This window comes from Fertoeibacter niger (genome assembly GCF_009380135.2).
GTDB classification, from domain to species: domain Bacteria; phylum Pseudomonadota; class Alphaproteobacteria; order Rhodobacterales; family Rhodobacteraceae; genus Fertoeibacter; species Fertoeibacter niger.
This window is the reverse complement of sequence record NZ_WHUT02000002.1, coordinates 39,258-66,033: the sequence shown is the minus strand read 5'-3', so window position 1 is coordinate 66,033 and position 26,776 is coordinate 39,258. Positions and strand designations below refer to the sequence as shown.

The 26,776-nt window shown below is 66.0% G+C and carries 29 protein-coding genes; 24 read left to right on the top strand and 5 right to left on the bottom strand.

Annotated elements, in window-relative coordinates; all coding sequences use genetic code 11:
* Positions 1–172: 172 nt before the first annotated feature.
* Entirely contained in the window at positions 173–1,177 is a 1,005-nt protein-coding gene (gene moaA, locus GEU84_RS03755) for a GTP 3',8-cyclase MoaA (protein ID WP_217438506.1), read from the bottom strand.
* 85 nt (positions 1,178–1,262) lie between these two features.
* Here moaA and GEU84_RS03750 point away from each other — a divergent pair, with 85 nt between their 5' ends.
* Entirely contained in the window at positions 1,263–1,724 is a 462-nt protein-coding gene (locus GEU84_RS03750) for a hypothetical protein (RefSeq protein ID WP_420899265.1), read from the top strand.
* Between the two features lie 77 nt (positions 1,725–1,801).
* On the opposite strand, the gene GEU84_RS03745 is transcribed toward GEU84_RS03750, so the two are convergent.
* Genes GEU84_RS03745 through glmU form a run of 3 tightly spaced genes read right to left on the bottom strand, consistent with a single transcriptional unit; the run spans position 1,802 to position 5,709 of the window.
* A complete protein-coding gene (locus GEU84_RS03745; RefSeq protein WP_152824429.1) occupies positions 1,802–2,533 on the bottom strand; it encodes a DNA alkylation repair protein in 732 nt (243 codons plus the stop codon).
* A gap of 4 nt (positions 2,534–2,537) precedes the next feature.
* On the bottom strand, positions 2,538–4,352 hold the full coding sequence (gene glmS / locus GEU84_RS03740; protein WP_152824430.1) for a glutamine--fructose-6-phosphate transaminase (isomerizing): 1,815 nt from the start codon (positions 4,350–4,352) through the stop codon (positions 2,538–2,540).
* 1 nt (position 4,353) lies between these two features.
* The gene (glmU, locus tag GEU84_RS03735) at positions 4,354–5,709 is read right to left on the bottom strand and encodes a bifunctional UDP-N-acetylglucosamine diphosphorylase/glucosamine-1-phosphate N-acetyltransferase GlmU (protein WP_152824431.1); all 1,356 of its coding nucleotides are present in this window, start codon (positions 5,707–5,709) and stop codon (positions 4,354–4,356) included.
* Between the two features lie 100 nt (positions 5,710–5,809).
* Between glmU and GEU84_RS03730 the strand changes: the two genes are divergently transcribed.
* The 3 genes from GEU84_RS03730 (at position 5,810) to GEU84_RS03720 (ending at position 8,602) form a co-directional block, all read left to right on the top strand.
* On the top strand, positions 5,810–6,496 hold the full coding sequence (locus tag GEU84_RS03730; protein ID WP_420899264.1) for an HAD family hydrolase: 687 nt from the start codon (positions 5,810–5,812) through the stop codon (positions 6,494–6,496).
* Positions 6,497–6,526: 30 nt separating this feature from the next.
* Entirely contained in the window at positions 6,527–7,753 is a 1,227-nt protein-coding gene (locus tag GEU84_RS03725; protein WP_152824433.1) for a DegT/DnrJ/EryC1/StrS family aminotransferase, read from the top strand.
* Between the two features lie 117 nt (positions 7,754–7,870).
* The gene (locus GEU84_RS03720; protein WP_217438505.1) at positions 7,871–8,602 is read left to right on the top strand and encodes a YoaK family protein; all 732 of its coding nucleotides are present in this window, start codon (positions 7,871–7,873) and stop codon (positions 8,600–8,602) included.
* Positions 8,603–8,624: 22 nt separating this feature from the next.
* On the opposite strand, the gene GEU84_RS03715 is transcribed toward GEU84_RS03720, so the two are convergent.
* Positions 8,625–9,080, bottom strand: coding sequence for a CreA family protein (locus tag GEU84_RS03715; RefSeq protein ID WP_152824434.1), 456 nt, complete (start codon positions 9,078–9,080; stop codon positions 8,625–8,627).
* Positions 9,081–9,208: 128 nt separating this feature from the next.
* Between GEU84_RS03715 and GEU84_RS03710 the strand changes: the two genes are divergently transcribed.
* From GEU84_RS03710 to GEU84_RS03615, 20 genes are all read left to right on the top strand, one after another.
* On the top strand, positions 9,209–10,366 hold the full coding sequence (locus GEU84_RS03710; protein WP_152824435.1) for an acyl-CoA dehydrogenase family protein: 1,158 nt from the start codon (positions 9,209–9,211) through the stop codon (positions 10,364–10,366).
* A 100-nt stretch (positions 10,367–10,466) separates the two neighbouring features.
* Positions 10,467–12,065: a carboxyl transferase domain-containing protein gene (locus GEU84_RS03705; protein ID WP_152824436.1), complete on the top strand. Its 1,599-nt coding sequence runs from the start codon at positions 10,467–10,469 to the stop codon at positions 12,063–12,065.
* A gap of 6 nt (positions 12,066–12,071) precedes the next feature.
* Positions 12,072–12,605 (top strand): macro domain-containing protein, encoded by a 534-nt coding sequence (locus tag GEU84_RS03700; protein WP_152824437.1) that lies wholly within the window; start codon positions 12,072–12,074, stop codon positions 12,603–12,605.
* Positions 12,587–14,536: an acetyl-CoA carboxylase biotin carboxylase subunit gene (locus tag GEU84_RS03695; RefSeq protein ID WP_152824438.1), complete on the top strand. Its 1,950-nt coding sequence runs from the start codon at positions 12,587–12,589 to the stop codon at positions 14,534–14,536. The genes GEU84_RS03700 and GEU84_RS03695 overlap by 19 nt, the downstream gene beginning before the upstream one ends.
* Positions 14,529–15,383, top strand: a complete 855-nt coding sequence (locus GEU84_RS03690) for a hydroxymethylglutaryl-CoA lyase (RefSeq protein WP_152824439.1) — start codon at positions 14,529–14,531, stop codon at positions 15,381–15,383. Before GEU84_RS03695 ends, GEU84_RS03690 begins: the two co-directional genes overlap by 8 nt.
* Before the next feature lie 63 nt (positions 15,384–15,446).
* Entirely contained in the window at positions 15,447–16,229 is a 783-nt protein-coding gene (locus GEU84_RS03685; RefSeq protein WP_152824440.1) for a crotonase/enoyl-CoA hydratase family protein, read from the top strand.
* 243 nt (positions 16,230–16,472) lie between these two features.
* Positions 16,473–16,838, top strand: coding sequence for an NADH-quinone oxidoreductase subunit A (locus tag GEU84_RS03680; RefSeq protein ID WP_174539303.1), 366 nt, complete (start codon positions 16,473–16,475; stop codon positions 16,836–16,838).
* The gene (locus tag GEU84_RS03675) at positions 16,829–17,362 is read left to right on the top strand and encodes a NuoB/complex I 20 kDa subunit family protein (RefSeq protein WP_277604822.1); all 534 of its coding nucleotides are present in this window, start codon (positions 16,829–16,831) and stop codon (positions 17,360–17,362) included. The genes GEU84_RS03680 and GEU84_RS03675 overlap by 10 nt, the downstream gene beginning before the upstream one ends.
* A gap of 9 nt (positions 17,363–17,371) precedes the next feature.
* The gene (locus tag GEU84_RS03670; protein WP_152824442.1) at positions 17,372–17,974 is read left to right on the top strand and encodes an NADH-quinone oxidoreductase subunit C; all 603 of its coding nucleotides are present in this window, start codon (positions 17,372–17,374) and stop codon (positions 17,972–17,974) included.
* Positions 17,975–17,988: 14 nt separating this feature from the next.
* Complete coding sequence (locus GEU84_RS03665; protein WP_152824443.1) at positions 17,989–18,873, top strand: sulfotransferase; 885 nt, start codon at positions 17,989–17,991, stop codon at positions 18,871–18,873.
* Positions 18,873–20,081, top strand: coding sequence for an NADH-quinone oxidoreductase subunit D (locus tag GEU84_RS03660; protein WP_174539339.1), 1,209 nt, complete (start codon positions 18,873–18,875; stop codon positions 20,079–20,081). Before GEU84_RS03665 ends, GEU84_RS03660 begins: the two co-directional genes overlap by 1 nt.
* On the top strand, positions 20,081–21,262 hold the full coding sequence (locus tag GEU84_RS03655; protein WP_152824445.1) for an NADH-quinone oxidoreductase subunit E: 1,182 nt from the start codon (positions 20,081–20,083) through the stop codon (positions 21,260–21,262). The genes GEU84_RS03660 and GEU84_RS03655 overlap by 1 nt, the downstream gene beginning before the upstream one ends.
* A complete protein-coding gene (locus GEU84_RS03650) occupies positions 21,263–21,490 on the top strand; it encodes a DUF5337 domain-containing protein (protein WP_152824446.1) in 228 nt (75 codons plus the stop codon).
* 10 nt (positions 21,491–21,500) lie between these two features.
* Complete coding sequence (gene nuoF / locus GEU84_RS03645; RefSeq protein WP_152824447.1) at positions 21,501–22,796, top strand: NADH-quinone oxidoreductase subunit NuoF; 1,296 nt, start codon at positions 21,501–21,503, stop codon at positions 22,794–22,796.
* On the top strand, positions 22,793–23,215 hold the full coding sequence (locus GEU84_RS03640; protein ID WP_152824448.1) for a hypothetical protein: 423 nt from the start codon (positions 22,793–22,795) through the stop codon (positions 23,213–23,215). Before nuoF ends, GEU84_RS03640 begins: the two co-directional genes overlap by 4 nt.
* Positions 23,206–23,592 carry a hypothetical protein gene (locus tag GEU84_RS03635; protein ID WP_152824449.1) on the top strand — a complete coding sequence of 129 codons (387 nt, stop codon included), beginning with the start codon at positions 23,206–23,208 and terminating at the stop codon, positions 23,590–23,592. Before GEU84_RS03640 ends, GEU84_RS03635 begins: the two co-directional genes overlap by 10 nt.
* Complete coding sequence (locus GEU84_RS03630) at positions 23,589–24,083, top strand: DUF3291 domain-containing protein (protein ID WP_152824450.1); 495 nt, start codon at positions 23,589–23,591, stop codon at positions 24,081–24,083. Before GEU84_RS03635 ends, GEU84_RS03630 begins: the two co-directional genes overlap by 4 nt.
* A gap of 5 nt (positions 24,084–24,088) precedes the next feature.
* On the top strand, positions 24,089–24,340 hold the full coding sequence (locus GEU84_RS03625) for a hypothetical protein (RefSeq protein WP_152824451.1): 252 nt from the start codon (positions 24,089–24,091) through the stop codon (positions 24,338–24,340).
* The gene (gene nuoG / locus GEU84_RS03620; protein WP_152824452.1) at positions 24,337–26,358 is read left to right on the top strand and encodes an NADH-quinone oxidoreductase subunit NuoG; all 2,022 of its coding nucleotides are present in this window, start codon (positions 24,337–24,339) and stop codon (positions 26,356–26,358) included. The genes GEU84_RS03625 and nuoG overlap by 4 nt, the downstream gene beginning before the upstream one ends.
* Positions 26,355–26,759, top strand: coding sequence for a hypothetical protein (locus GEU84_RS03615; protein WP_174539302.1), 405 nt, complete (start codon positions 26,355–26,357; stop codon positions 26,757–26,759). Before nuoG ends, GEU84_RS03615 begins: the two co-directional genes overlap by 4 nt.
* Positions 26,760–26,776: the final 17 nt, after the last annotated feature.

Here is a 26,776-nt window from a genome sequence, read left to right as displayed (position 1 = left end):
ACGCGCCACAACGCTGCGGCAAAACAGCCGCCGATTGAACGCTACAAGGGTTTTTGAGATTTGCACAGTGTCTGCCGTGCGCAATTGCCGCAGCGGGCTGGTGGCACGATTTTCCTGCGAAAAATCAAGGCAGGAAGAATTTTCGCAGAAAATTCGCACCGCGACAGGCGGGTCAGCCGCCGGTATGGCTCATGTGACGCGTCATCTGGCCCGCCACCTGCTGCCGGGAATAGTCGAAGTCATGGCCCTTGGGCTTGCGCAGTATGGCCGCGCGGATCGCCTGGCCCAGCACCGCATCATCGGGGCTGGCGCGCAGCGGGCTGCGCAGGTCGGCCATATCCTCTTGCCCCAGACACATGTATAGTTCGCCCGTGCAGGTCAGCCGCACCCGGTTGCAGCTTTCGCAGAAGTTATGCGTCAGCGGCGTGATGAAGCCCACCTTCTGCCCCGTTTCATTCAGCCGCACATAGCGGGCAGGCCCGCCCGTGCGTTCGGCCAGATCGGTCAGGGTGAATTGCGCGGCCAGCCGGGCGCGCAGATCCTTCAGCGACCAGTATTGGTCAAGCCGGTCTTCGGTGCCCATCTCGCCCATCGGCATCACTTCGATGAAGGTCAGGTCATGGCCATTGTCGCCACACCAGCGCACCAGCGGGATCAGTTCATCCTCGTTGAAGCCTTTCAGCGCCACCGCGTTGATCTTGACCCGCATCCCCGCCGCCTGTGCGGCCGCGATGCCATCCAGCACCTGATCCAGCCGACCCCAGCGGGTGACATGGGCGAATTTGGCGGCATCCAGCGTGTCCAGCGACACGTTGATGCGCCGCACGCCGCAATCGGCCAGTTCCTGTGCGTATTTGCGCAGCTGGCTGCCGTTGGTGGTCAGTGTCAGTTCCTTCAGCGCGCCCGATTCGAGATGCCGCTGCATGGCGCGGAAAAACGTCATGATGCCGCGCCGCACCAAAGGTTCGCCCCCGGTGATGCGCAGCTTTTCCACGCCCATGCCGATGAAGGTGGAACACAGCCGGTCAAGTTCCTCCAGCGTCAGCAGGTCGGATTTGGGCAGGAAGGTCATGTTTTCCGACATGCAATACAGGCAGCGGAAATCGCATCGGTCAGTGACCGATACGCGCAGGTAGGAAATCGCGCGGGCAAAAGGGTCGATCAGAGGTGCGTTCATGGAGGTAAGGTAGGCTTCGGCGGTCTTCCCCGCAAGCGGCATTGCGGTGGTTGAACGGCGCGCGGGGGCAGACTATCGTGCCGGCATGACCCAATTGCGCACACTCATCGCCGTATCGCTGTCGCTTCCGCTGCTGGCGGGTTGTGGCGACATGATGCAGAATCTCCGTGGCGAAAGGGCCGGGGCTGCGCCTGTGGCCGAAAGCCCGTCCGCGACCCTGCCAGTGCCGCTGGCCGGGTCGCCCGAGGCGCTGGACACCACGACCGATGCCGAACGGGCTGCGGCGCTGGCGGCCCCCGCACCCACAGGTGCTGCGGCGCTGGGATCGGTGATCGTGTCACTGGGGGCGGTGGCCGAGCCGGGTTTCTGGCTGCGGTCGTCGCTGGTCAGCGCGCCCGGCAAGGGGCGGGTGGAAACGGCGGGCGGGCAAAGCGTGGCGGTGGACCTGCTGCCGGGCACGGGAAGCGCGCAACTGTCGCTGGCGGCCTATCGCGCGCTGGGTCTGGGGCTGACCGATCTGGTGGAAGTGCGGGTATTCGCGCAGTAGGCCTGCGGCGTTTCGTTTGAACAGGCCGGGGAGAGGGCTGTCTGCCCTCTCCCCGGACCCCTCACCCGAGGATATTTTCAGGCAGAAAATGACGCGGGCGGGGTGTCTTCTGCGGGCGGCGCAACTGTATCGGGCGGCAGGTATTGCGCGGCTTCCTTGCGGGCGAAGGATTTCATGTAGGGGCCATGTTCGGCCAGAAAGCTTTGCGTGCGGGCCGGGTCGTGTTTGGACAGATCGCGCAGCCACCAGGCGATGCTTTTCTGGATGAACCAGTCGCGGTCGCCGACATAGGATGCGGCCCAGCCCAGCACCCGTTCGCGCGCGTCATGTTCCGCCGGTTTCAGGTGGTTCAGCTTGGCAAAGGGCAGGGTGGCCACCAGCGCCGCGCGCCGTGTCCACATGTTTTCATGGGTGGTCCAGCTTTCCACGTCGTCCAGCCGGGCCGGATCGGCGCTGATGCGTTTCTGGGCCGCGATACAGGCCGAATCGGCGATGGCCCAGGCGTCGAACCCCGGCACCCAGGTGCAGATCAGGGCCCAGGCGGCGCTGTCATCGGGGCGGATGCGGGCCTGGGTCAGCAGTTTGGCCGCCGCCACCCGCGCCTCGTGCACGTCACTGGCCCAAAGGCCCTGCGCCAGCGCCAGGCGCGCCTCAAGATCAAGCTCGGCCCGCCAGTCTTTCACCAGCGCGTCGATGGCGGGGTTGGGCGTGCCGAAATATACGCGCGGGGCCTTGTGATAGGCGGCCATGGTTTCGGCATTGCCCGGTTCGGCCTGCGCCCGGATCAGCGCGATTGCGGCGTCGATCATCGGTTCACTCCACCGTCACGGATTTGGCGAGGTTGCGCGGCTGGTCCACATCGGTGCCCTTGGCGATGGCGGTGTGATAGGCCAGCAACTGCGCGGGGATGGCGTAAAGGATCGGGGCCAGCAGGGCGGGGGCTGCGGGCAGGGTCAGCGTCTGCCAGCAGCCCATGCCCGCCGCCTGAACACCGGCCATGTCGGAGATCAGCAGCACCTTGCCATGCCTTGCCATCACCTCTTGCATGTTGCTGACGGTTTTCTCGAACAGCGTGTCCTTGGGGGCCATCACGATCACCGGCACGCGGGCGTCGATCAGGGCGATGGGGCCGTGTTTGAGTTCCCCCGACGCATAGCCTTCGGCGTGGATATAGCTGATTTCCTTGAGTTTCAGCGCGCCTTCCATGGCCAGCGGGAACATCGGGCCACGCCCCAGGAACAGGATGTCCTGCGCCTCGGCCAGTTCCTCGGCGATATGGGCGATGTCACCGGCCAGCCGCAGCGCGTGGTTCATCAGGCCGGGCAGGGTGGCGAGATCGGCCAGATGTGCGGCCAGTGCGGGACCGTCCAGCCGCCCCCGGTCGGCCGCCGCCTTCAGCGCCATCAGCGCCAGCACGGTCAATTGACAGGTAAAGGCCTTGGTCGAGGCCACGCCTACCTCGACCCCCGCGAGGATCGGCAGCGCCAGATCGGACTCGCGCGCGATCGAGGATGTGGGCACGTTGCAGACCGACACCACCTTGGCCACCTTGCCTGACGCATAGCGCAGGGCGGCCAGGGTATCGGCGGTTTCGCCCGACTGGCTGACGAACAGCGCCCAACTGCGGTCGGACAGAGGCGGTTCGCGGTAGCGGAATTCGCTGGCGATATCGACCTCGCAGGGCAGGCCCGCGATCTGTTCGAACCAGTATTTCGCCACAAGGCAGGCATAGCTGGCCGTGCCGCAGGCCACCAGCGTCAGCCGGTCAACGCTGGTGAAATCCAGCCCCTCGGGCAGGGCCAGCGCGCCGCCACTGATGTAATGGCGCAGGGCATCGGCGATGACCACCGGCTGTTCGGCGATTTCCTTGGCCATGAAATGCTTGTAGCCCGCCTTTTCGATACGGGTGCTGTCGATGGCGATGCGGGTCATCGCGCGGTTGGCGCGCTGGCCTTCGGCGTTGAAGATCTCGGCCCCGGCGCGGGTGACGACGGCCCGGTCGCCTTCCTCAAGATAGGTGATGCGGTCGGTCATCGGGGCCAGCGCGATGGCATCCGATCCCACGAACATCTCGCCGTCGCCATGGCCGATGGCCAGCGGGCTGCCCTTGCGCGCGGCGATCAGCAGGTCTTCCTCGCCGTCAAACAGGAAGCACAAAGCAAAGGCGCCGTGCAGCCGTTGCAGGGTGGCCTCAGCGGCCTCACGCGGGGCAAGGCCCTGATCCATATACATCCGGGCCAGCAGGGCCACGGTTTCGGTATCTGTCTCGGTCTCGAACGTCAGGCCCGCTGCGGTGACTTCGGCGCGCAATTCGCGGAAGTTTTCGATGATTCCGTTGTGGACCACGGCCACGCGGCCCGCGCGGTGGGGGTGGGCATTGACGACCGTGGCCGCGCCATGGGTGGCCCAGCGGGTGTGGCCGATGCCCGCCTTGCCCGCCAGCGGATCATGCACCAGAAGGTCGGACAGGTTCACCAGCTTGCCCACGGCGCGGCGGCGGTCGAGCCGGCCCTTGTTCACCGTGGCGATGCCTGCGCTGTCATAGCCCCGGTATTCCAGCCGCTTCAGCGCCTCGACCAGCAGGGGGGCGACCTCGTGGTTGCCCAGAACGCCAACGATGCCGCACATGTTACTGCCCCTTTTTCGCGGCGCGTGCCGCCTTGTAGATGTCGCGCAGTTTGGTGGCGAAGCCCGGTTTCGTGACCTGCCGCGCGCGCCCGATGGCCAGCGCATCGGCGGGCACATCGGCGGTGATGACCGAGCCGGAGCCGGTCATCGCCCCAGCGCCCACGCTTACCGGGGCGACCAGCATGGTGTCGGACCCGATGAAGGCATTCTTGCCGATGGTGGTGCGGTGTTTGTTCACGCCATCATAGTTGCAGGTGATGGTGCCCGCGCCGATATTGGTGTTCTCGCCCACCGTGGCATCGCCCAGATAGGTCAGATGGCCCACCTTCACCCCGTCATCCAGCACGGAATTCTTGATTTCCACGAAATTGCCGACATGCACATCCTCGCCCAGTTCGGCCCCGGGCCGCAGGCGGGCAAAGGGGCCGACGGTGGCCCCCCGGCTGATGTGGCAGCCTTCCAGATGGCAGAAGGCCCTGATTTCGGCGCCGGATTCGATGGTGACGCCGGGGCCGAACACCACGTTGGGCGCGATCACCGCATCACGGCCGATGAACGTGTCCAGCGCGAAGAACACCGTATCGGGGGCGGTCAGGGTCACGCCGTTTTCCAGCGCCTCGGCCCGGGCACGGGTCTGGAACGCCGCCTCGGCGCGGGCCAGTTCGGCGCGGGTGTTGATGCCCAGCGTTTCAGCCTCGTCGCAGATCACCACCCCGGCGGAAAGGCCACGGCTGCGGGCGATTTCCACGATGTCGGTCAGGTAATACTCGCCCGCCGCGTTGTTGTTGCCCACCCCGGCGACAAGGCTGAACAGCAGCGCCGCATCGGCGCAGACGAGGCCCGAGTTGCACAGCGTGATCGCGCGTTCGTCCTCGGTCGCGTCCTTGTATTCGACGATGCGCTCCAGCATGCCATCGACCAGCACAAGCCGCCCGTAGCGGCCCGTGGCGTGGAAGCCCAGCACCACCACATCATGCCGGGTGCGGGCGGCGCGCATCGCATCCAGCGTCTCATGCCGGATGAAAGGCGTGTCGCCATACAGCACCACCGCATCGCCGGGGGTATTGGCCAGCAAGGGTGCCGCCTGCGCCACGGCATGCGCGGTGCCCAGCTGTTCGGCCTGCACCACCACCTCGGCCGTGTCGTCATAGGCCAGCACGGCGGCGCGCACGGCATCCGCGCCATGGCCCGCCACCACCACCACGCGGCCCGGGTCCAGCGCGCGGCCCGCCTGCATGGCGTGGTGCAAGAGCGGGGCCGCGCCCAGCGGATGCAGCACCTTGGGCAGGTCGGAATTCATCCGGCTGCCTTGCCCTGCGGCCAGCACGATCAGCGACACGGGCGATGAAACAGACATGGAACCCCTTCCCTTTGCGAGGCCCCCGTTTTACCTCGCTGGGGGCGGGCCGCAAGGGTGCCTGCATCACGCGGCCTTTCGGGCTGTTACACTGGCCCAAATGGCAAGGGGGATGAACATGCGCACGGTGGTCTTTGATCTGGACGGCACGCTGGCCGATACCAGCGGCGATCTGGTGGCGGCGGCCAATGCCTGCTTTCGCGGCCTGGGCCACGGCGATGTGCTGGATGCCTCGCGTGACGCGTCTACCGCGCTGCTGGGCGGACGCCCGATGCTGCGGCTGGGGTTTCAGCGGCTGGGTGTGGAGTGGGACGAGGCGATGGTGGACGGGCAGTATCCGGTGCTGCTGGAGGCCTATGCCGGGGCCGTCAACGTTCATACGACGCTTTACCCCGGGGCCGTTGCGGCGGTCGAGACATTGCGCGCGGCGGGTTTTGCCACAGCGATCTGCACCAACAAGCCCGAAGCTCTGGCCGAGGCGCTGATCCGCAGCCTTGGCATCCGCGATCTGTTCGGCGCGCTGGTGGGGGCCGACACGCTGCCCACGCGCAAGCCCGACGCGGCCCCCTATGCGGCGGCGGTGCAGCGGGCGGGGGGCCGTGTGGCTCTGTCATTGCTGGTGGGCGATACCGAGACCGACCGGCTGACGGCGGCTGCGGCGAATGTGCCTTCGGTTCTGGTGACATTCGGCCCCGAGGGCGCTGGCGTGGCGCGGTGGGCCCCCGAGGCGCTGCTGGATCACTTCGACGACCTGCATGAACTGGCGATACGGCTGCTGCCCCGTTGACGGTGGCCTCCGGCGGCATAGAAAGGCATCATGGAACGTTTCAGCGGAAGCTTCACCCAACAGGAACCCATCCCCGAAGCCGGGATCGCCGCGGCCATGGCCGTGCTGCGCCATGGCCGGCTGCACCGCTACAACACCGCCCCGGGCGAGGTGGCCGAAACCGCCCTGCTGGAGGAGGAGTTCGCGGCCCTGACCGGCGCGCGCTATTGCCTTGCGGTGGCCTCGGGCGGCTATGCCATGGGCTGTGCGCTGCGGGCCGTGGGAGTGGGGCCGGGCGATCTGGTGCTGTCGAACGGCTTTACCCTTGCGCCGGTGCCGGGGGCCATCGCCTCGGTCGGCGCGGTGCCGGTGTTTGTCGAGGTGACAGAAGACCTGACGATCTGCCTTGATGATCTGGCGGCCAAATTCGCCTGCGGTGCGCGGGTGCTGCTGCTGTCGCATATGCGCGGCCATATCTGCGACATGGATGCGCTGATGCGCCTGTGCGCTGCGGCAGGGGTCACGGTGGTCGAGGATTGCGCGCATACGATGGGGGCGGCATGGCGCGGGGTGCCTTCGGGGCGGCACGGGCGGGTGGCCTGCTATTCCACGCAAACCTACAAGCACGCCAACTCCGGCGAGGGTGGGCTGCTGGTTTCCGACGATGCCGAGGTCATGGCGCGGGCCGTGCTGCTGTCGGGCAGCTACATGCTATACGCCCGGCACCGCGCCGCCCCGCCGCCCGAGGCCTTTGCCGCGCTGAAATATGACACGCCCAACATCTCTGGCCGGATGGACAACCTGCGCGCCGCGATCCTGCGCCCGCAACTGGCGACACTGGCCGAGCGGGTGGCCCGCTGGGCCGAACGGTATCAGGCGTTGGAGTCTGGTCTGGCGGATGCGCCCGGCCTGCATCTGATCCCGCGCCCGGACCATGAAACCTATGTGGGGTCATCCTTCCAGTTCCTGCTGCCGGGGTGGAAGCCTGCCCGCGTGCAGGCGCTGCTGGCCCGCTGCGCCGCGCGGGGGGTGGAGCTGAAATGGTTCGGCGCTGAAGAACCGGTCGCCTTCACCTCGCGATATGACCACTGGCGCTATGCCAACCCCGCACCGCTGCCGCAGACCGACCGGGTGCTGGCCGGGCTGATCGACATGCGGGTGCCACTGACATTCTCGGTGCCCGATTGCGCACTGATCGCCCGCATCATCCGGGCCGAGGTGGCGGCGGTCTGGCAGGGTGAGGTGGGGCCTGTGGCGGGTGTGACCGGGGCGGATTGACGCTGCGGGCGCGCGTTGCGCGATGTAGCCCCGCGTATCACCGCAAGGCCGGTGATCCTTGTTGCAAACCCCCCGCCGCTGCCCCAAGACTTTGCCCGAGCAGCCGAGCAAAACAACATGGCCCTATCCCGAAACCGCCCCCTGATGCGCCGCCTGCGGCTGCTGGTGGCGCATCGCAGGGCCGGGGTGGCCGACAGGGCCTTGGCGCTGATACTGGCCTTCATCGCGGGCGGGGCCAATGCCGGCGGGTTTCTGGCGCTGGGGCAGTTCACATCGCACATGACCGGCTATTTGTCACTGATGGCCGACAATATCGCGCTGGCCAACCTGCAACCCGTGCTGCAAGCCGTGGTGGCGATTGCACTGTTTCTGTCCGGGGCGGCGCTGTCGGCGGTGCTGGTGGTCTGGGCGCGGCACCACCGGCCCCGCGCGCAATATGCCCTGCCCGTGGCGTTGCAGGGGGTGCTGCTGCTGGGCTTTGCCGGGCTGGGCCTGCTGGGGCAGGCGCATCCGGTGGCCAACCCTGCGGCGCTGGGCCTTTTGTGCTTCATCATGGGGGTGCAGAATGCCACGATCACCAAACTGTCGGGCGCGCGCATCCGCACCACGCATGTCACCGGCATTGTCACCGATCTGGGCATCGAGATCGGCCGCGCCGCCTATCGTCATGGGTCGGGCCGCGCCTTGCCCGGGCATGACCCGCGCAAGGCGGTGATACTGGCGCAGCTGATGTCGGCGTTTCTGGTGGGTGGCATTGCCGGGGCGCTGGGTTACGGCGCCTTCGGCTTTCTGTTCGCGCTGCCCATGGCGCTGGTGCTGCTGGCCATGGCGCTGCCGGCCCTGCGCTGAGGGTTCCGCCCTGCGCTGAGGGTTATTGGCCGCGATAAAGCGGCACCGTGGAAAGCGACATCTTGGCCGAGCCTTCGCTGACTTCGCTGGCATGCGCCAGATAGATCAGCGTCTGGTTCGCCTCGTCGAAAATCCGCGTCACGCGCAGCGACTTGAACACCAGCGAGCGGCTTTCGCGGAAAATCTCCTCGCCATCCTCGCCGCGTTCGATGTCGCCGATGGTGATCGGCCCGGTCTGGCGGCAGGCGATGGATGCGTTGGACGGATCCTCAAACCAGTTGCCCTGCGACACCCGGTCGATCAGCGACCGTTCGAAATAGGCGACGTGGCAGGTGACCCCCTGCACTTCGGGGTCGGGCAGGGCATCAATGATTATGTCATTGCCCACCCAGTCCACGCCCACTTCGCCCACCTGCTGTGCTGTGGCGGGCAGCGCCGCCAGCGCCACGCAGGCGGCCAGAATTCTGCTGCTTTTCATCAACGGTTCCCTTTTCCCGGTCAGCGGCAACAATGCGCGAAAGTTGCCAAAGTTCCACCCCGCCGCTTGACCCGACTCGGGAAATCCAGTTTATTGAACATATGTTCAGTTCCTGGGGAGGAGACGGCATGTTCACGGCAGCGATGCGCTTTGATCTGGGCGAGGATGTGGGCGTGCTGCGCGACATGGTGCAGGCCTGGGCGCAGGACCGGTTGAAACCGCTGGCGGCCGAGGTGGACCGCACGAATGCCTTTCCAGCAGTGCTGTGGCGCGAGATGGGCGATCTTGGGCTGCTGGGCGTCACGGTGCCCGAGGAATACGGCGGCGCGGCCATGGGCTATCTGGCGCATGTGGTCGCGGTGGAGGAAATCGCACGCGCCTCGGCCTCGGTCGCGCTCAGCTATGGCGCGCATTCCAACCTGTGCGTGAACCAGATCGCGCTGAACGGCACGGCGGACCAGAAGGCGCGCTATCTGCCGCGTCTGGTGTCGGGCGAACATGTGGGTGGGCTGGCCATGTCGGAATCCGGGGCAGGGTCTGACGTGGTGGCGATGAGCCTGCGGGCCGAGCGGCGCAACGGCTATTACAGCCTCAGGGGCCACAAATACTGGATCACCAACGGCCCCGATGCCGATGTGCTGGTGGTCTATGCCAAGACCGATCCGGCGGCCGGATCGAAAGGCATCACGGCGTTTCTGGTCGAAAAGACAATGAAGGGTTTTTCCACATCGCCGCATTTCGACAAGCTGGGCATGCGCGGGTCAAACACCGCCGAGCTGATCTTTGACGATGTGGAGGTGCCCTTCGAGAATGTTTTGGGGCTTGAGGGCAAAGGCGTGCGCGTGCTGATGTCCGGCCTCGACTATGAGCGTGTGGTGCTGTCAGGCATCGGCACCGGCATCATGGCCGCCTGTCTGGACGAGGTGCTGCCTTACCTGCGCGAACGCCGCCAGTTCGGCCAGCGGATCGGCGATTTCCAACTGATGCAGGGCAAGCTTGCCGATATGTATGTGGGGCTGAACACGGCGCGGGCCTATGTTTATGAGGTAGCCAAAGCCTGCGACAAGGGCACCGTCACCCGCGCCGATGCCGCGGCCTGCGTGCTTTACGCCAGCGAGCAGGCCATGGTGCAGGCGCATCAGGCGGTGCAGGCGCTGGGTGGGGCAGGGTTTCTGGCCGACAGCACCGTCAGCCGCCTGTTCCGTGACGCCAAGCTGATGGAAATCGGCGCAGGCACCAGCGAGATCAGGCGCATGCTGATCGGGCGCGAGTTGATGGGGGCGTGATGTCAGCAGACCGTCATCAATGTGTCGGCGGGGCGACCCCCCACATCGCCAGTCCGTTGGCCCCCACAACTGAACCCGACCATGCCCAAGGCCGCCCCCCATGCGTCTGATCTCCCGCGCGCTGCCCACATCCGAAGCCTTCCGCTGGAACCGCGAGGTGCATCTGGAGGCGTTGGAAGCCATCAACGCCGCGGCCCATCTGGCTGCTGCGGGCGGTGGCGACAAGGCGCTGGCGCGGCACCGTGCGCGCGGCAAGATGAGCCCGCGTGAACGGGTGGGCGCGCTCATCGACCCCGGATCGCCCTTTCTGGAAATCGGCGCGATGGCGGCGCATGGCATGTATGACGGGGCCGCCCCCGGAGCCGGGGTGATCGCGGGCGTCGGGCTGGTGCATGGCCGTCAGGTGATGGTGGTGTGCAACGACGCCACGGTGAAGGGCGGCACCTATTACCCGATGACGGTCAAGAAACATCTGCGTGCGCAGGAAATTGCGCAGGAATGCCAGTTGCCCTGCCTCTATCTGGTCGATTCAGGCGGGGCCAACTTGCCCAATCAGGATGAGGTTTTCCCCGACCGCGACCATTTCGGGCGCATCTTCTACAATCAGGCGCGGATGTCGGCGCTGGGCATTCCGCAGATCGCCGTTGTCATGGGCTCCTGCACCGCAGGCGGGGCCTATGTTCCGGCCATGAGCGATGTGACCATCATCGTCAGGGATCAGGGCACGATCTTTCTGGCGGGTCCGCCGCTGGTGAAGGCCGCGACCGGCGAGGTGGTCAGCGCCGAAGACCTTGGCGGCGGCGATGTGCATACCCGGCTGTCCGGCGTCGCCGACTATCTGGCCGAGGATGACGCGCATGCGCTGGCCCTTGCGCGCGAGGCGGTGCGCCACCTGAACCGCCCCGTCGCCCCCGGTTGGCAAAGCGCCGAAGACCCGGCCTATGACCCTGCCGAGATGCTGGGCGTGGTGCCTGCCGACCTGCGCACCCCCTATGACATCCGCGAGGTGATCGCCCGGCTGGTGGACGGATCACGCCTTGACGAATTCAAGGCGCGCTTCGGTGAAACGCTGGTGACGGGGTTCGCGCATGTGATGGGCATGCCGGTGGGCATCATCGCCAACAATGGTGTCCTGTTTTCCGACTCGGCGGTGAAGGGCGCGCATTTCGTGGAACTGTGCAGCCAGCGCGGCATCCCGCTGGTGTTCCTGCAAAACATCACCGGCTTCATGGTGGGCCGCAAAACCGAGAATGAGGGCATCGCGCGCCACGGGGCCAAGCTGGTAACGGCGGTGGCCACCACCAATGTGCCCAAAATCACCCTGCTGGTCGGCGGTTCCTTTGGTGCGGGCAATTACGGCATGGCGGGCCGCGCCTATCAGCCGCGCTTTCTGTGGACATGGCCAAACTCCCGCATTTCCGTGATGGGCGGCGAACAGGCGGCGGGCGTGCTGGCCACGGTGAAACGCGACGGGATCGAGCGGGCGGGCGGCACATGGTCGGCAGACGAGGAAACCGCCTTCAAACGCCCCACGCTGGAAATGTTCGAACGCCAAAGCCACCCGCTCTACGCCACCGCGCGCCTGTGGGACGACGGCATCATAGACCCGCGCCAGTCGCGGCAGGTGCTGGCGCTAAGCCTGCGCGCGGCACTGAATGCCCCGATCGAGCCGACGCGGTTCGGTCTGTTCCGGATGTGATGGGCCATGGGTGACATCAACATCCTGATCTGCGACATCACGCGCCTGCATGTCGATGCCATCGTCAATGCGGCCAACCGGTCATTGCTGGGCGGTGGTGGGGTGGATGGCGCAATCCATCGCGCAGCCGGGCCGGGCCTGCTGGAGGAATGCAGGGCGCTGGGGGGATGCGAGGTCGGGCAGGTCAAGGTGACGGGCGGGCATGCCTTGCCGGTGCGCCACATCATCCACACGGTCGGGCCATACTGGAAACAGGGCGAGGCAGGCGAAGCGCGCCTGCTGGCCGATTGCTACAGAAACGTCTTGGCCGCCGCTTCGGATCTTGGCTGCGCCACACTTGCGATACCGGCCATTTCAACAGGGGCCTATGGGTATCCGCATGACAAGGCTGCCGAAATAGCCGTGGCAACAGTCGCCGATTTTCTGCTCACGCATCACCTGCCGTCCGCGGTCATGCTTGTGGCATTGGATCAACGGACCCAGCGCCACCTGTTGAATGCTGCAAAAAAGCTGGGGGTCGCATGTTCCGCAAAATCCTGATCGCCAACCGGGGCGAGATTGCCTGTCGGGTCATCGCCACCTGCCGCCGGATGGGGGTGGCCACGGTCGCCGTCTATTCCGAGGCCGACCGCGATGCCCTGCATGTGCAGATGGCGGATGAGGCGGCCTGGCTGGGCGGGCCCGCGCCGAAGGACAGTTACCTGAACGCCGATGCCATTCTGAGCGCGGCCATCACCATGGGGGCCGAGGCGATTCACCCCGGCTATGGGTTCCTGTCGGAGAACCCCGATTTCGTCGATCAGGTGGTGGCCGAGGGGCTGGTGTTCATCGGGCCGTCGGCGGCGGCCATAAGGGCGATGGGGCTGAAGGATGCGGCCAAGGCGCTGATGCGGCAGGCGGGCGTGCCGGTGGTGCCGGGCTGGCAGGGCGATGACCAGCGGGCGGGCCATCTGGCGCAGCAGGCAGGCCTCATCGGTTTTCCCGTGCTGATCAAGGCGGTGGCGGGCGGCGGCGGCAAGGGCATGCGGCGTGTGGACCGGGCGGCGGATTTTCCCGACGCGCTGGCATCGGCGCAGGCCGAGGCGCGCAACGCCTTTGGCAATGACGCGGTGCTGATCGAAAAATACATCGACCGCCCCCGCCATATCGAGGTGCAGGTGTTCGGCGATGGCCGCGATGCCGTGCATCTGTTCGAGCGGGACTGTTCCTTGCAACGCCGCCACCAGAAGGTGATCGAAGAGGCCCCGGCACCGGGCATGACAGCGGAAATGCGCGCCGCCATGGGCGATGCGGCGGTCAGGGCGGCCAAGGCGATAAGTTACAGCGGCGCGGGCACGGTGGAATTCATCGTCGATGGCGCGGACGGCCTGTACACAGACCGCTTCTGGTTCATGGAGATGAACACGCGCCTTCAGGTCGAACATCCGGTGACAGAGGCCATTACCGGCGTCGATCTGGTGGAATGGCAGTTGCGCGTAGCGGCAGGTGAGGCATTGCCGCTGCGGCAGGACCAGCTGGCGATCAATGGCCATGCCTTTGAGGCGCGGCTTTATGCCGAGGATGTGGCGGCGGGGTTCCTGCCAGCCACGGGGCGGCTGGACCATCTGGCTTTTCCCCCCGGCATCCGCGCCGATACCGGGGTGCGGTCGGGCGATGTGATCAGCCCCTGGTATGACCCGATGATTGCCAAGATCATCACCCATGGCCCCACCCGCGCCACCGCGTTGCAAAAGCTGACAAGCGCGCTTGACCAGACGCAGGTGGCGGGCACTGTCACCAATCTGGCGTTTCTTGCTGCGCTGTCGCGGCATGCGGGCTTTGCGCAGGGCGAGGTGGATACCGGGCTGATCGCGCGCGACATTGACAGTCTTGCTGCCCCGCCCGCGTTGCGGATGCCGGTCAAGGTGGCGGCGGTGCTGGCCCATGCGCTGCCGGGGCCGGGCGGGCTGCTGGAGGGCTTTACCCTGTGGGTCGCCATGCGCCAGAATGTCGTGCTGCGCCATGCGGGCGAATTGGTGTCGGCGATGGTCTGGTTTGACGGGCCGGGGCAGGCGCGGGTGGAAATCGAGGGCATGCTTTACCACGCCGAACGCCGCGACGGCGGCTGGCAGGTGGAGGGGGAGGGCCCGTTCCCCGTGGTGCAGACGGCGGATGCGGTGCATGTCTTTGCCAGCGGGCGCAGCCGGGGCACCTTCCGCTTTGACATCATCGACCCGCTGGCGCGCGCTGCGCAGGCGGCGGGGCAGGGTGGGCTGACGCTGTCGCCCATGCCGGGGCTGGTGCGGGCGGTGTTCGTGACCGCAGGGCAGGCGGTGGCGCAGGGCGACCGCATGGCGGTGCTGGAGGCGATGAAGATGGAACATGTGCTGACTGCCGCGCGCGACGGCGTGGTGGCCGAAGTGCTGGTGCAGCCCGGCATGCAGGTAGAGGCGGGCGCGGCGCTGGTGCGGTTGGAGGAGGCCGATGGCTGAACGGGTGGAGATATATGAGGTCGGCCCCCGCGACGGCCTGCAGAACGAGGCGCGGCTGATCCCCACCGCAGACAAGGTGGCGCTGGTTGACCTTTTGTCGCGCGCGGGTTTTCGCCGCATCGAGGTGGCCAGCTTCGTCAGCCCGAAATGGGTGCCGCAGATGGCCGACGGTGCGGATGTGCTGGCGCGCATCACCCGGCGGGCGGGCGTGGGCTATGTGGCGCTTGCCCCCAACCTGCGCGGTTATCAGGCGGCTAGGGCGGCGGGCGCCGATGAGGTGGCGGTGTTCGTCTCGGCCAGCGAGGGATTTTCGCGCGCCAACCTGAATTGTTCGATTATGGAAAGTTTGGCGCGGTTATCCACACTGGCAGAGGCCGCAAGGCAGGAAAATGTAAAGCTGCGCGGCTATGTGTCGATGGTGGTGGCATGCCCTTTCGACGGGCCGACCCGGCCCGTCGCCGTGGCAGGCGTGGTGGCGGCGCTGCGCGATCTGGGCTGCCATGAGGTGTCGTTGGGCGATACGCTGGGGCAGGCCACGCCAGATGGTTTCGCCGCCATGCTGGAGGCGGTGGTGCAGGAACTGCCGCCCCAGCGGCTTGCGGCGCATTGCCACGACACGGCAGGGCGGGCGCTGGATGTGATCGACGTGGCGCTGGAGATGGGTCTGCGGGTGGTGGATGCGGCGGTGGGGGGGCTGGGCGGCTGCCCCTATGCGCCGGGTGCGGCGGGCAATGTGGCCACGGAAAAGGTCGCGGCGCATCTGGCAGCGCGGGGGTTTGAGACCGGGCTGGATGCGGCGCTGCTGGCGCGGGCGGCGGACATGGCGCGGGCGTTCCGGGCCGGGTGAGGCAAGAATTTTGTCGAAAATTCTTGAAAAAATTCTTGGAAGAATTTTGGCTGGGAGGCCGCGATGTTCCACACGATCACAATGGACACCGACGCGCGCGGTGTGGCGCGGCTGACCCTGAACCGGCCGGAAAAGCACAATGCGCTGTCGTCGCAGATGATGGCCGAGATCACGCAGGCGGCGCAGGTGCTGGCGGCGGACGGGGCGGTGCGGGCGGTTGTGTTGACCGGCGCGGGGGCCACATTCTGCGCGGGGGGCGATCTGGGCTGGATGCAGGCGCAGATGCAGGCCGACAGCGCCACGCGCGCCGCCGGGGCACGGCAACTGGCGCATATGCTGCGCGCGCTGAACGACCTGCCCAAACCGCTGATCGGGCGGGTGCAGGGCCCGGCCTATGGCGGCGGTGTGGGCATGCTGGCGGTCTGCGATCTGGCCATCGCGGTGGATAGCGCGCGGTTCGGGCTGACGGAAACCCGGCTGGGGCTGATACCAGCCACGATCGGCCCCTATGTGCTTGCCCGCATGGGCGAGGGCGCGGCGCGGCAGGTGATGCTGTCGTCACGGCTGTTTTCCGCGGCCGAGGCGCAGCGACTGAACCTGCTGGCGCAGGTGGTGGCCGCCGATGCGCTGGATGCGGCGGTCGAGGCCGAACTGGCCCCGCTGCTGGCCTGTGCCCCCGGGGCGGTGGCGGCAACCAAGGCGATGATCCGCAGCCTTGGCCCGCCGCTGGATGACCGGGTGATCGAAGCGTCCATCGCGGCCCTTGTCGCGCGTTGGGAAAGCCCCGAGGCCGCCGAAGGGATAGCGGCCTTCTTTGCCCGCCGCCCGCCCGCGTGGTCGCGCTAACATCGCCCGGCAGGCCCGCCGGGCCGCTGCGCCGACTCAGGGCGATGCCCCTGCAGCGCCTGTTCATGCTGCATCTGCAAAAATTTTTCCCGAACAACGGCATGAAGCGGCGAAACCCCTTGTCGCAGGGGGGTGTTTTGGCCCCGGCTTTGGTTGACCCCGCAGAGGGGGCAGAGTAAACGGGGGCCAGCAACTGATCGCGCGCCAGCCCTTACGGCCAGCCGCCAGCCGAAGGAGCCACTCGTGGACGATCTTCTCCGAGAGTATCTTCCGATCCTGATCTTTCTGGCATTGGCGGTGGGGCTTGGCCTTGTGCTGTTGCTGTCCGCCGCCATCCTTGCCGTGCGCAACCCCGACCCCGAAAAGGTGTCGGCCTATGAATGCGGCTTCAACGCCTTTGATGATGCGCGCATGAAGTTCGATGTGCGGTTCTATCTTGTGTCGATCCTGTTCATCATCTTCGATCTGGAAGTGGCTTTCCTGTTCCCCTGGGCGGTGGCCTTTGGCGAAATGTCGATGGCCGGTTTCTGGTCGATGATGGTGTTTCTGGGCGTGCTGACCGTGGGCTTTGCCTATGAGTGGAAGAAGGGGGCGCTGGAATGGGAGTGATGACAGGGGCGAACACCGCAGGCGGCGACGCCGAGGTGGCCACGCTGGCGCTGAACGCCGAGTTGCAGGACAAGGGGTTTCTGCTGACCTCGACCGAAGACATCATCAACTGGGCGCGCATCGGCAGCCTGCACTGGATGACGTTCGGCCTGGCCTGCTGCGCGGTGGAGATGATCCACACGTCCATGCCTCGCTATGATCTGGAACGGTTCGGCACAGCACCCCGCGCTTCCCCGCGCCAGTCCGATCTGATGATCGTGGCGGGCACGCTGACCAACAAGATGGCCCCGGCGCTGCGCAAGGTCTATGACCAGATGCCCGAACCGCGCTATGTGATCTCGATGGGGTCCTGCGCCAATGGCGGCGGCTACTATCACTACAGCTATTCCGTGGTGCGCGGCTGCGACCGCATCGTGCCGGTGGACATCTACGTTCCCGGCTGCCCGCCCACCGCCGAGGCGCTGCTGTACGGCATCCTGCAATTGCAGCGGAAAATCCGCCGCACCGGCACCATCACGCGGTAAGGAGTTTCCATGTCGGACGCGCTCACGGAACTCGCCACCCATATCGAGGCCCGCCGGCCCAATGCCGTGCTGTCCTGGTCCATTTCGCATGGCGAGTTGACGCTGGAGGTGCTGGCGGCGCAACTGGTGCCACTGGTCGACTTTCTTCAAACCGATGGCAGCTGCCGGTTTTCCACGCTGGTTGACATCACCGCCATCGACCACCCCGAACGCAGCCAGCGGTTCGACGTGGTCTATCACCTGCTGTCGATGTATCAGAACCAGCGCATCCGGCTGAAGGCGGCGATCCGTGCCGATGACATGGTGCCTTCGATTGTCACGCTGCACCCCTCGGCCAACTGGTTCGAGCGTGAGGTGTTCGACATGTTCGGCATCCTGTTCGCGGGCCACCCCGACCTGCGCCGCATCCTGACCGATTATGGCTTTCGCGGCCATCCCCTGCGCAAGGATTTCCCGACCACGGGTTACACCGAGGTCCGCTATGACGAGGCGCAAAAGCGCGTGGTCTATGAGCCGGTGAAACTGGTGCAGGAATACCGGCAGTTCGATTTCATGTCGCCGTGGGAGGGTGCCGATTACATCCTGCCGGGTGACGACAAGGCCAAGGCCTGAACGGGGGCGGTGCGGTGACGCAGGAACCGACCATAATGCTGTGCGTGGGGGCCGCGAAAGCCGGGACAACCTGGCTTTACAACCATTTGGCCGGGCATCCCGACTGCCATCTGCGCAGCATCAAGGAACTGCATTACTTCGACGCCGTGGAAAACAACGGCTATGGCCACCAGTTGCGTGTGCAGCAGGCGGCGGCGGAAAAGCTGTCGCGCCGCATGGTGAAATCGGGTGCCACCGACCGGCTGGCCGAAAAGCTGCGCGATGTGCTGGACTGGATCCGCATCCTGAAGCAGCGCCGCGATGACCGGGCCGCCTATCTGGCCTATCTGGCCGAAGGGCGGGGCACCCGGCGGCTGGTGGCCGACATCACCCCCGCCTATGCCCTGCTGCCCGAGGCGCGGCTGCGCGACATGGCTTGCATGGCGGGCGATGTGCGCTTTGTCTATCTGCTGCGCGATCCGGTGTCCCGGCTGTGGAGCCAGGTGCGCATGATGGCCGAACGCGCCGCCAAGGCCGCCGATGCCGTGCCCGACGCGGCATTCGCGCTGATGGAGCGGGTGCTGCGTGGCGAGGATGCCGGTGGCGCATTGTCGCGCGGCGATTATGTCGGTGCAATCACCCGGCTGCGCGCGGCGGTGGCCCCGCAGCGGCTGATGCTGCTGACACAGGATGACATGCTGACGGCCCCCGGTCTGGCGCGGCTTTGCGCCTTTCTGGGGATCGGCGTGCGGGCGGCCGACTTTGGCCACCGCGTGCATGAAGGTGCGGCACTGGCCATGACGGCCGATCACCGCGCCCGCGCGCAGGTGCTGCTCATGCCGCAATATGAATTTGTCGCCCGCCAGTTCCCGGCATTGCCCGAGGCTTGGCGCAGAAACATGGGTGAGGGTCTGCTATGATGGACGGCAATTTTGACGACGCGCTGACAGGCGAGCAGAAAATCCGCAACTTCAACATCAACTTCGGCCCGCAACACCCTTCGGCGCATGGCGTTCTGCGTCTGGTGCTGGAGCTGGACGGCGAGATTGTGGAACGCTGCGACCCGCATATCGGCCTCTTGCACCGCGGCACCGAAAAGCTGATGGAATCGCGGACCTATCTGCAAAACCTGCCCTATTTCGACCGGCTGGATTATGTGGCCCCGATGAACCAGGAACATGCCTGGTGTCTGGCGATTGAAAAATTGACCGGTGTGGTCGTGCCGCGCCGCGCGCAGCTGATCCGCGTGCTGTTCTGCGAAATTGGCCGCGTGCTGAACCACCTGATGAACGTGACCACGGGTGCCTTGGATGTGGGCGCGCTGACGCCGCCGCTGTGGGGCTTTACCGCGCGTGAAGAACTGATGGTGTTTTATGAGCGGGCCTGCGGGGCGCGCCTGCATGCCGCCTATTTCCGCCCCGGCGGCGTGCATCAGGATCTGCCGCCGCAACTGATCGAAGATATTGACGCCTGGGCGATCAAGTTCCCGAAACTCTTGGACAATATCGACGAGCTGCTGACTGAGAACCGTATTTTCAAGCAGCGCACGGTGGATATCGCCACTGTGTCCGAGCAAGAGGCGCTGGATTGGGCATTCTCGGGCGTGATGCTGCGCGGGTCGGGCATGGCCTGGGATCTGCGCCGCGCGCAACCCTATGAATGCTATGACGAATTCGACTTCAAGATCCCCGTGGGCACCAAGGGCGACTGTTACGACCGCTACCTTTGCCGCATGGCCGAAATGCGCGAATCCACCTCGATCATCCGGCAGGCGCTGGCCAAGCTGCGGGTCGAACCGGGTGACGTTCTGGCGCGTGGCAAGATCACGCCCCCGAAACGCGCCGAGATGAAAACCTCGATGGAGGCGCTGATCCATCACTTCAAACTCTACACCGAAGGGTTCCATGTGCCCGCGGGCGAGATCTATGCGGCGGTGGAGGCCCCGAAGGGCGAATTCGGCGTCTATCTGGTGGCCGACGGCACCAACAAACCCTACCGAGCCAAAATCCGCGCCCCGGGCTATCTGCATTTGCAAGCCATGGACCATCTGGCCAAGGGGCACCAACTGGCCGATGTGTCGGCCATCATCGCCACCATGGATGTGGTGTTCGGGGAGATCGACCGCTAATGCTTCGCCGCCTTCACCCCGTCCAGCCCGCCACTTTCGCTTTTACCCCGGCCAACCTTGCCTGGGCGCAGGGCCAGATCACCAAATACCCCGAGGGCCGTCAGGCGTCGGCCATCATTCCGCTGCTGTGGCGCGCGCAGGAGCAGGAGGGCTGGCTGAGCCGCCCCGCCATCGAACATGTGGCCGGGATGCTGGGCATGGCCTATATCCGCGCGCTGGAGGTGGCGACCTTCTACTTCATGTTCCAGTTGCAACCCGTTGGGTCTGTTGCGCATATTCAGGTCTGCGGCACGACGAGCTGCATGATCTGTGGCGCGGAAGACCTGATTGCGGTCTGCAAATCCAAGGTGGCGGCCAAGGCGCATCAACTTTCGGCTGATGGCAAGTTCAGCTGGGAAGAGGTTGAATGCATGGGCGCCTGCGCCAATGCGCCCATGGCCCAGATCGGCAAGGATTATTACGAGGATCTGACGGCTGACAAGCTCAGCGCGCTGATCGACCGGTTCTCCAACGGCGACGTGCCGGTGCCGGGCCCGCAGAACGGGCGCTATGCGGCGGAACCGCTGTCGGGCCTGACCAGCCTGACCGAGTTTGAATCGGGCCGCACGCAATACAATGCTTCTGCCCAATTGGCGGTGGACATCGGCGATACCGTCAAACGCATCGATGGCACCGAAGTGCCGCTGACGACGCCGTGGCAGGGCAAGGCGACTGACGTGACCGAGGCCGAGGGTGCCATGACGGAACCGACGCCTGGCGCGGGGTCGGTTGTGGATGAAACCGGCATCACGGTGCAGGAGGCCCCGGTGCAAGCGTCAGGCATGCCCCCGGCCGAGCCCGAGGAAGCGGGTGGCACGGCCACGGGCGAACCCGGCGCGCCGCTGGCCGAAGCCATGACGGAAAAGCCCGCCACGCTGGCCGGGCCGCGCGATGGCAAACCGGACAACCTGCAAATCATCGAAGGCATCGGCCCCAAGATGGAGGCGCTTTGCCACAGCCTGGGCTTTTACCACCTTGACCAGATCGCCAACTGGACGCCGGCCGAGGTGGCCTGGGTCGATGCGAACCTGCCGGGCTTCAAGGGCCGGGTGACGCGCGACAAATGGGTGGCGCAGGCGAAACTGATCGGCGAGGTGGGCGAGGCCGAATTCCTGCGCCGCGCCAAGACGAATGACTACTAGATGACGAAAGCCCCGGTTCCGCAGGATCGGCAATTGGCGGCGCAGGCGCGGATGGTCGCGCTGGTGCTGGCCGCCACGATGATCCTGTGGATGGGGGCGCAATGGCTGGGCGGGCAGATGGGGTGGGATACCCGCTTTGTCTTTCTGTTCGATCTGGCCGCATTGGCCGCGTTCTTCTGGGCGCTGGTCGTAACCTATCAGATCTGGCGGAAACGCCGGGGCAATTGAGGATGACGCGATGCTGAAAGATCAGGACCGGATCTTCACCAACCTTTACGGCATGCACGACCGCAGCCTTGCGGGGGCGCGCAAGCGCGGGCATTGGGATGGCACGGCGGGTTTCCTTGCCAATGGCCGCGACTGGCTGGTGAACGAGGTGAAGGCGTCGGGTCTGCGCGGGCGCGGGGGCGCGGGCTTTCCGACCGGGCTGAAATGGTCCTTCATGCCCAAGCAATCCGATGGCCGCCCGTCCTATCTGGTGGTGAATGCCGACGAATCCGAGCCCGGCACCTGCAAGGACCGCGAGATCATGCGCCATGACCCGCATACGCTGGTCGAAGGCTGCCTGATCGCCGGTTTCGCGATGAACGCGGTGGCGGGCTATATCTACATCCGTGGCGAATACATCCGCGAACGCGAGGCGTTGCAGATCGCCATTGACGAGGCTTATGACGCGGGCCTTCTGGGCAAGAACGCCTGCGGGTCGGGTTATGACTATGACCTGTATCTGCACCACGGGGCCGGGGCCTATATCTGCGGCGAGGAAACCGCGCTTCTGGAAAGCCTTGAGGGCAAGAAGGGCATGCCGCGCATGAAGCCGCCGTTCCCGGCGGGGGCGGGCCTCTATGGCTGCCCGACAACGGTGAACAACGTGGAATCCATTGCCGTTGTGCCCACCATCCTGCGCCGTGGCGCGGGCTGGTTTGCCGGTTTCGGTCGCCCGAACAATGCGGGCACCAAGCTGTTCGGCATCTCGGGCCATGTGAACAACCCCTGCGTGGTGGAAGAGGCGATGTCGATCCCGTTGCAGGAACTGCTGGAGCGGCATTGCGGCGGCGTGCGCGGCGGCTGGAAGAACCTGAAGGCCGTGATCCCCGGCGGGTCATCGGTGCCGATGCTGAACTTTGACCAATGCAATGACGCGATCATGGATTTCGACTGGCTGCGCGAGCAGCGGTCCGGTCTGGGCACGGCGGCGGTGATCGTGATGGATCAATCGACCGATGTGATCAAGGCGATCTGGCGGCTGTCGAAATTCTACAAGCATGAAAGCTGCGGCCAGTGCACGCCCTGCCGCGAAGGCACCGGCTGGATGATGCGGGTGATGGACCGCTTGGTAAAGGGCGAGGCCGAGGTCGAGGAAATCGACATGCTGCTGTCGGTGACAAAGCAGGTCGAAGGCCACACGATCTGCGCGCTGGGTGATGCGGCGGCCTGGCCCATTCAGGGGCTGGTGCGGCATTTCCGCGAAGAGATCGAAGACCGCATCAAGGCCAAGAAAACCGGGCGCATGGGGGCGATGGCGGCAGAATGATCACGCGCATGCTCGTGTCTGTGGCGCTGGTGGCGGGCCTTGCGGCCCCCGCTTTCGCACGGGCAGAGCGTGGGGTGATCACTGACCGCTATCAGGTGTCGGGGCAGACCTATGACGTGGCTCTGCTGCCAGCGGCGGTGGAGCATGTGTTCACCCGCGACATTGCCGGCACGCTGATCGTGATCGACGGGCGGCAAGACGGGCCGATGACGCGGGGCAATCCGGCGGTCAAGGCGGTGGTGCGGCGCAGCGACGGGCTGGCAATGGGCGCGGGCGACCGGGGCCGGGCGATTGCGATGGCGCGGGTGATCTGCGACCTGCGCGGCGCGCATCTGGAACGTGCGCGCGTGGTGCATCCGGGCCGGGCCGAGGCCTATCTGGAAAACGGTGTCTGGGGGGTCTATTGGCCATGCCCATGACCTTTGCCCTGTCCGCCGCCCGCATCGCTGGCCTTGCCGCCGTGGCGGCGCTGCCCGCCTGCACCATGGCCCCCGACCGGAGCACGCCATCACCCGCCGCCTTGCAGCAGCATGTGACACATGAGGGCGTGGCGTATCTTGCCGATGTGGCACCGGGCAGGCCGGGCGCGATGCTGACCAGCGGCGGTGCCTTGCCGGTGCCGGGCATGACAGTGGCCGTGTGGCGCACCGTAACCCCGCTGGCGCAGGATCAGGGCGGGCTGGCCAAGGGCGTGGCGCGTGCCGCCTGCGAACAGCAGGGCATGACATTCAACCCGCGCGCCATCGGTAGCTTTGCCGGGGCGGGCGAATGGCGATTTGCGGGGGCCTGCACATGAACGGAATGCACCTTGCCGAGCTGAACATCGGGCGCTTGCTGGCCCCCACCGATGACCCGCGCGTGGCGGAATTCATGGGTGCCCTGGACCGGGTGAATGGTCTGGGCAAGCGGATGCCGGGTTTCGTGTGGATGATGGAAGGTTCGGGCGAGCCGGGAACGGGGAATACCGAAGCCAAGATCGGCGGCGATCCGCAGTTCGTGTCGAACCTGACCGTTTGGGAAAGCGTGGCCACGCTGGAGAATTTCGTCTGGAACACCGTGCACCGCGCATTCTACGAACGCCGCGCAGAATGGTTCGAGGTGCTGGGCAAGATGCATTTCGTCATGTGGTGGGTGCCTCAGGGCCACCGCCCCAAGCTGGACGAGGCGCTGGCGCGGCTGGCCCACAAAGAGGAACATGGCGATACGGACCACGCCTTTGGCTGGTCGTATCTGCAAGAGGCGCATCTGTGGAAAGACCACGGCTGCACCGGGGTGGCGGCGGAGTAGGGGCGATGGCAGAGACAGAGGACAACCTTGTATTGCGCCTGCTGCGTGAGATCCGCAGCGACACGCAGGACACGCGGCAGCGTATGACCAAGGTTGAGCGTCGGCTTGATGAACTGCACGAAGGTGTGGTCGCTGCGATGGGTCTTGCAGGGCTTGCGAATGTGGCCACCGAAAAGCACGCCGAAGGAATGGATGAAATCCGCGATCAACTGGAGGCGCTGCGGCGTCGCGTGGCGGAACTGGAGATGCGGACATGACCAACCTCAAGAAAATCAGCATCGACGGCACGGTGGTCGAGGTGGATGGCGGCATGACGCTGATCCAGGCCTGCGAGGCGGCGGGCGTGGAAATTCCGCGCTTCTGCTACCACGAGCGGCTGACGATTGCGGGCAACTGCCGCATGTGTCTGGTCGAAGTGGTGGGCGGGCCGCCGAAGCCCACGGCCTCCTGCGCCATGCAGGTGCGCGACCTGCGGCCCGGCCCGAATGGTGAGCCGCCGGTTGTCAAAACCAACTCGCCCATGGTGAAGAAGGCCCGCGAGGGCGTGATGGAGTTTCTGCTGATCAACCACCCGCTGGATTGCCCGATCTGCGATCAGGGCGGCGAGTGTGACTTGCAGGATCAGGCGATGGCTTACGGCGTCGATTTCAGCCGCTACCGCGAGCCGAAACGCGCCAGCGAAGACCTGAACCTGGGCCCGCTGGTCGAAACCAAGATGACGCGCTGCATTTCCTGCACCCGCTGCGTGCGCTTTACCACCGAGGTCGCGGGCATCACGCAGATGGGCCAGACCGGCCGCGGCGAGGACAGCGAGATTACCAGCTATCTGAACGAAACGCTGGACAGCAACCTGCAAGGCAACATCATCGACCTGTGCCCGGTGGGCGCGCTGACCTCGAAACCCTATGCCTTTACCGCACGGCCCTGGGAACTGACCAAGACCGAGACCATCGACGTGATGGATGCGCTGGGGTCGAACATCCGCGTCGATACCAAGGGCCGCGAAGTGATGCGCATCCTGCCGCGCAACCATGACGGCGTGAACGAGGAATGGATTTCCGACAAGACCCGTTTCGTGTGGGACGGCCTGCGCCGTCAACGCCTTGATACTCCCTACATCCGGGAGAATGGCCGGTTGCGCAAGGCGGGCTGGGGCGAGGCTCTGGTGGCCGCTGCCACCGCGATGAAGGGCAAGAAGATTGCCGGTCTGGTGGGCGATCTGGTGCCGGTGGAAGCGGCCTTTGCGCTGAAATCGCTGATCGAGGGGCTGGGCGGCCGTGTGGAATGCCGCACCGACAATGCCAAACTGCCGGCGGGCAACCGTTCGGCCTATGCGGGCACGGCGCGGATCGAGGATATCGACAGCGCAAAGTCGATCCTGCTGATCGGCACCAACCCGCGGGTCGAGGCGGCGGTGCTGAACGCCCGCATCCGCAAGGCCTGGTTGGCCGGTGCCGAGGTGGCGTTAATCGGCCCGGCGGCCGATCTGACCTATGATTACCATCATTCAGGCACCGACCGCGCCGCTTTGGCCGCGCTGGTCAGCGAGGCCGGGGGCAAGGAGCCTGACGGCAAGCCCGCCGTGATCATCATCGGCATGGGCGCGCTGATCGAGGCGGATGGGGAGGCGGTGCTGAGCCAGACCATGAAACTGGCCGAGGCGACCGGCGCGGGCCTGCTGATCCTGCACACCGCTGCCGCCCGAGTGGGCGCGCTGGATGTGGGCGCTGTGACGGACGGCGGGCTGACTGCGGCACTGGACGGGGCTCAGGTGGTCTATAATCTGGGTGCTGATGAGGTGGAGATCGCGAAAGGCGCATTCGTGATCTATCAGGGCAGCCATGGCGACCGGGGCGCGCACCGGGCCGACATCATCCTGCCCGCCGCCGCCTATACCGAAGAAAACGGGTTGTTCGTGAACCTTGAGGGCCGCCCGCAACTCGCGTTCCGCGCAGGCTTCGCCCCGGGCGAGGCCAAGGAAAACTGGGCCATCCTGCGCGCGCTGTCGGCGGAACTGGGGGCGACGCTGCCCTATGATTCGCTTGCGGCACTGCGCACCGCCCTGGTCAAAACGCATCCGCATCTGGGCCGGATCGACGAGGTGGTGGCGAATGAATGGCTCCGCATCCCGCTGCGCGATGCGGCAAAGGCCGATTTCCGCACGGCGGTGTCGGATTTCTACCTGACCAACCCGATTGCCCGTGCCTCGGCGCTGATGGCGGAACTGTCGGCGGCGCAGGCCGCGCGGCAGCAGCCCCCGCTGGCGGCCGAGTGACCATGGCCCGCCTGTTCCCCCTTGCCGCAGCCACCGCCCTTCTGGGCGCGGTGGCCTGTGCGCCGGTGGAACAGCCGGGGCAGGGCAATTATGCACCCGGCTATGCCGGGATCGAGACGATCCTGCTGGATGGCGATCTGGTGAATTTCCGGGTAGCCATGCGCGGCGCGCGCGACAACGAAGATGTGGCGACCTATGCCCGCTGTGCGGCGGCGCAATATGCGCTGATCCGGGGCTTTGGATTTGCCCGCCATGTGCGCACCAATGTGCAGCAGGCGGGTGGTGTTTGGCGCGGCGATGCGGTTTACACCATCTCGGCGGCGCTGCCGCCGGGCATAAGGACGATTGACGCCGAAGTGACGGTGCGCGACTGCGGCGCATTGGGCATTCCGACCATCTGAGAACTGTGACGAACGGC

What these genes read in the sequence shown, in the direction of transcription:
- GEU84_RS03720 (WP_217438505.1), top strand. Translation starts at nt 7,871, where the DNA reads ATGGCCCTATCCCGAAACCGCCCCCTGATGCGCCGCCTGCGGCTGCTG.
- GEU84_RS03625 (WP_152824451.1), top strand. Translation starts at nt 24,089, where the DNA reads ATGGCAGAGACAGAGGACAACCTTGTATTGCGCCTGCTGCGTGAGATC.
- GEU84_RS03650 (WP_152824446.1), top strand. Translation starts at nt 21,263, where the DNA reads ATGACGAAAGCCCCGGTTCCGCAGGATCGGCAATTGGCGGCGCAGGCG.
- glmS (WP_152824430.1), bottom strand. Translation starts at nt 4,352, where the DNA reads ATGTGCGGCATCGTTGGCGTTCTGGGCAACCACGAGGTCGCCCCCCTG.
- GEU84_RS03710 (WP_152824435.1), top strand. Translation starts at nt 9,209, where the DNA reads ATGTTCACGGCAGCGATGCGCTTTGATCTGGGCGAGGATGTGGGCGTG.
- GEU84_RS03715 (WP_152824434.1), bottom strand. Translation starts at nt 9,080, where the DNA reads ATGAAAAGCAGCAGAATTCTGGCCGCCTGCGTGGCGCTGGCGGCGCTG.
- nuoG (WP_152824452.1), top strand. Translation starts at nt 24,337, where the DNA reads ATGACCAACCTCAAGAAAATCAGCATCGACGGCACGGTGGTCGAGGTG.
- GEU84_RS03670 (WP_152824442.1), top strand. Translation starts at nt 17,372, where the DNA reads ATGTCGGACGCGCTCACGGAACTCGCCACCCATATCGAGGCCCGCCGG.
- GEU84_RS03630 (WP_152824450.1), top strand. Translation starts at nt 23,589, where the DNA reads ATGAACGGAATGCACCTTGCCGAGCTGAACATCGGGCGCTTGCTGGCC.
- GEU84_RS03695 (WP_152824438.1), top strand. Translation starts at nt 12,587, where the DNA reads ATGTTCCGCAAAATCCTGATCGCCAACCGGGGCGAGATTGCCTGTCGG.
- GEU84_RS03640 (WP_152824448.1), top strand. Translation starts at nt 22,793, where the DNA reads ATGATCACGCGCATGCTCGTGTCTGTGGCGCTGGTGGCGGGCCTTGCG.
- moaA (WP_217438506.1), bottom strand. Translation starts at nt 1,177, where the DNA reads ATGAACGCACCTCTGATCGACCCTTTTGCCCGCGCGATTTCCTACCTG.
- GEU84_RS03705 (WP_152824436.1), top strand. Translation starts at nt 10,467, where the DNA reads ATGCGTCTGATCTCCCGCGCGCTGCCCACATCCGAAGCCTTCCGCTGG.
- nuoF (WP_152824447.1), top strand. Translation starts at nt 21,501, where the DNA reads ATGCTGAAAGATCAGGACCGGATCTTCACCAACCTTTACGGCATGCAC.
- GEU84_RS03730 (WP_420899264.1), top strand. Translation starts at nt 5,810, where the DNA reads ATGGCAAGGGGGATGAACATGCGCACGGTGGTCTTTGATCTGGACGGC.
- GEU84_RS03745 (WP_152824429.1), bottom strand. Translation starts at nt 2,533, where the DNA reads ATGATCGACGCCGCAATCGCGCTGATCCGGGCGCAGGCCGAACCGGGC.
- GEU84_RS03655 (WP_152824445.1), top strand. Translation starts at nt 20,081, where the DNA reads ATGCTTCGCCGCCTTCACCCCGTCCAGCCCGCCACTTTCGCTTTTACC.
- GEU84_RS03750 (WP_420899265.1), top strand. Translation starts at nt 1,263, where the DNA reads ATGACCCAATTGCGCACACTCATCGCCGTATCGCTGTCGCTTCCGCTG.
- GEU84_RS03635 (WP_152824449.1), top strand. Translation starts at nt 23,206, where the DNA reads ATGCCCATGACCTTTGCCCTGTCCGCCGCCCGCATCGCTGGCCTTGCC.
- GEU84_RS03660 (WP_174539339.1), top strand. Translation starts at nt 18,873, where the DNA reads ATGGACGGCAATTTTGACGACGCGCTGACAGGCGAGCAGAAAATCCGC.
- GEU84_RS03675 (WP_277604822.1), top strand. Translation starts at nt 16,829, where the DNA reads ATGGGAGTGATGACAGGGGCGAACACCGCAGGCGGCGACGCCGAGGTG.
- GEU84_RS03685 (WP_152824440.1), top strand. Translation starts at nt 15,447, where the DNA reads ATGTTCCACACGATCACAATGGACACCGACGCGCGCGGTGTGGCGCGG.
- GEU84_RS03700 (WP_152824437.1), top strand. Translation starts at nt 12,072, where the DNA reads ATGGGTGACATCAACATCCTGATCTGCGACATCACGCGCCTGCATGTC.
- GEU84_RS03725 (WP_152824433.1), top strand. Translation starts at nt 6,527, where the DNA reads ATGGAACGTTTCAGCGGAAGCTTCACCCAACAGGAACCCATCCCCGAA.
- glmU (WP_152824431.1), bottom strand. Translation starts at nt 5,709, where the DNA reads ATGTCTGTTTCATCGCCCGTGTCGCTGATCGTGCTGGCCGCAGGGCAA.
- GEU84_RS03690 (WP_152824439.1), top strand. Translation starts at nt 14,529, where the DNA reads ATGGCTGAACGGGTGGAGATATATGAGGTCGGCCCCCGCGACGGCCTG.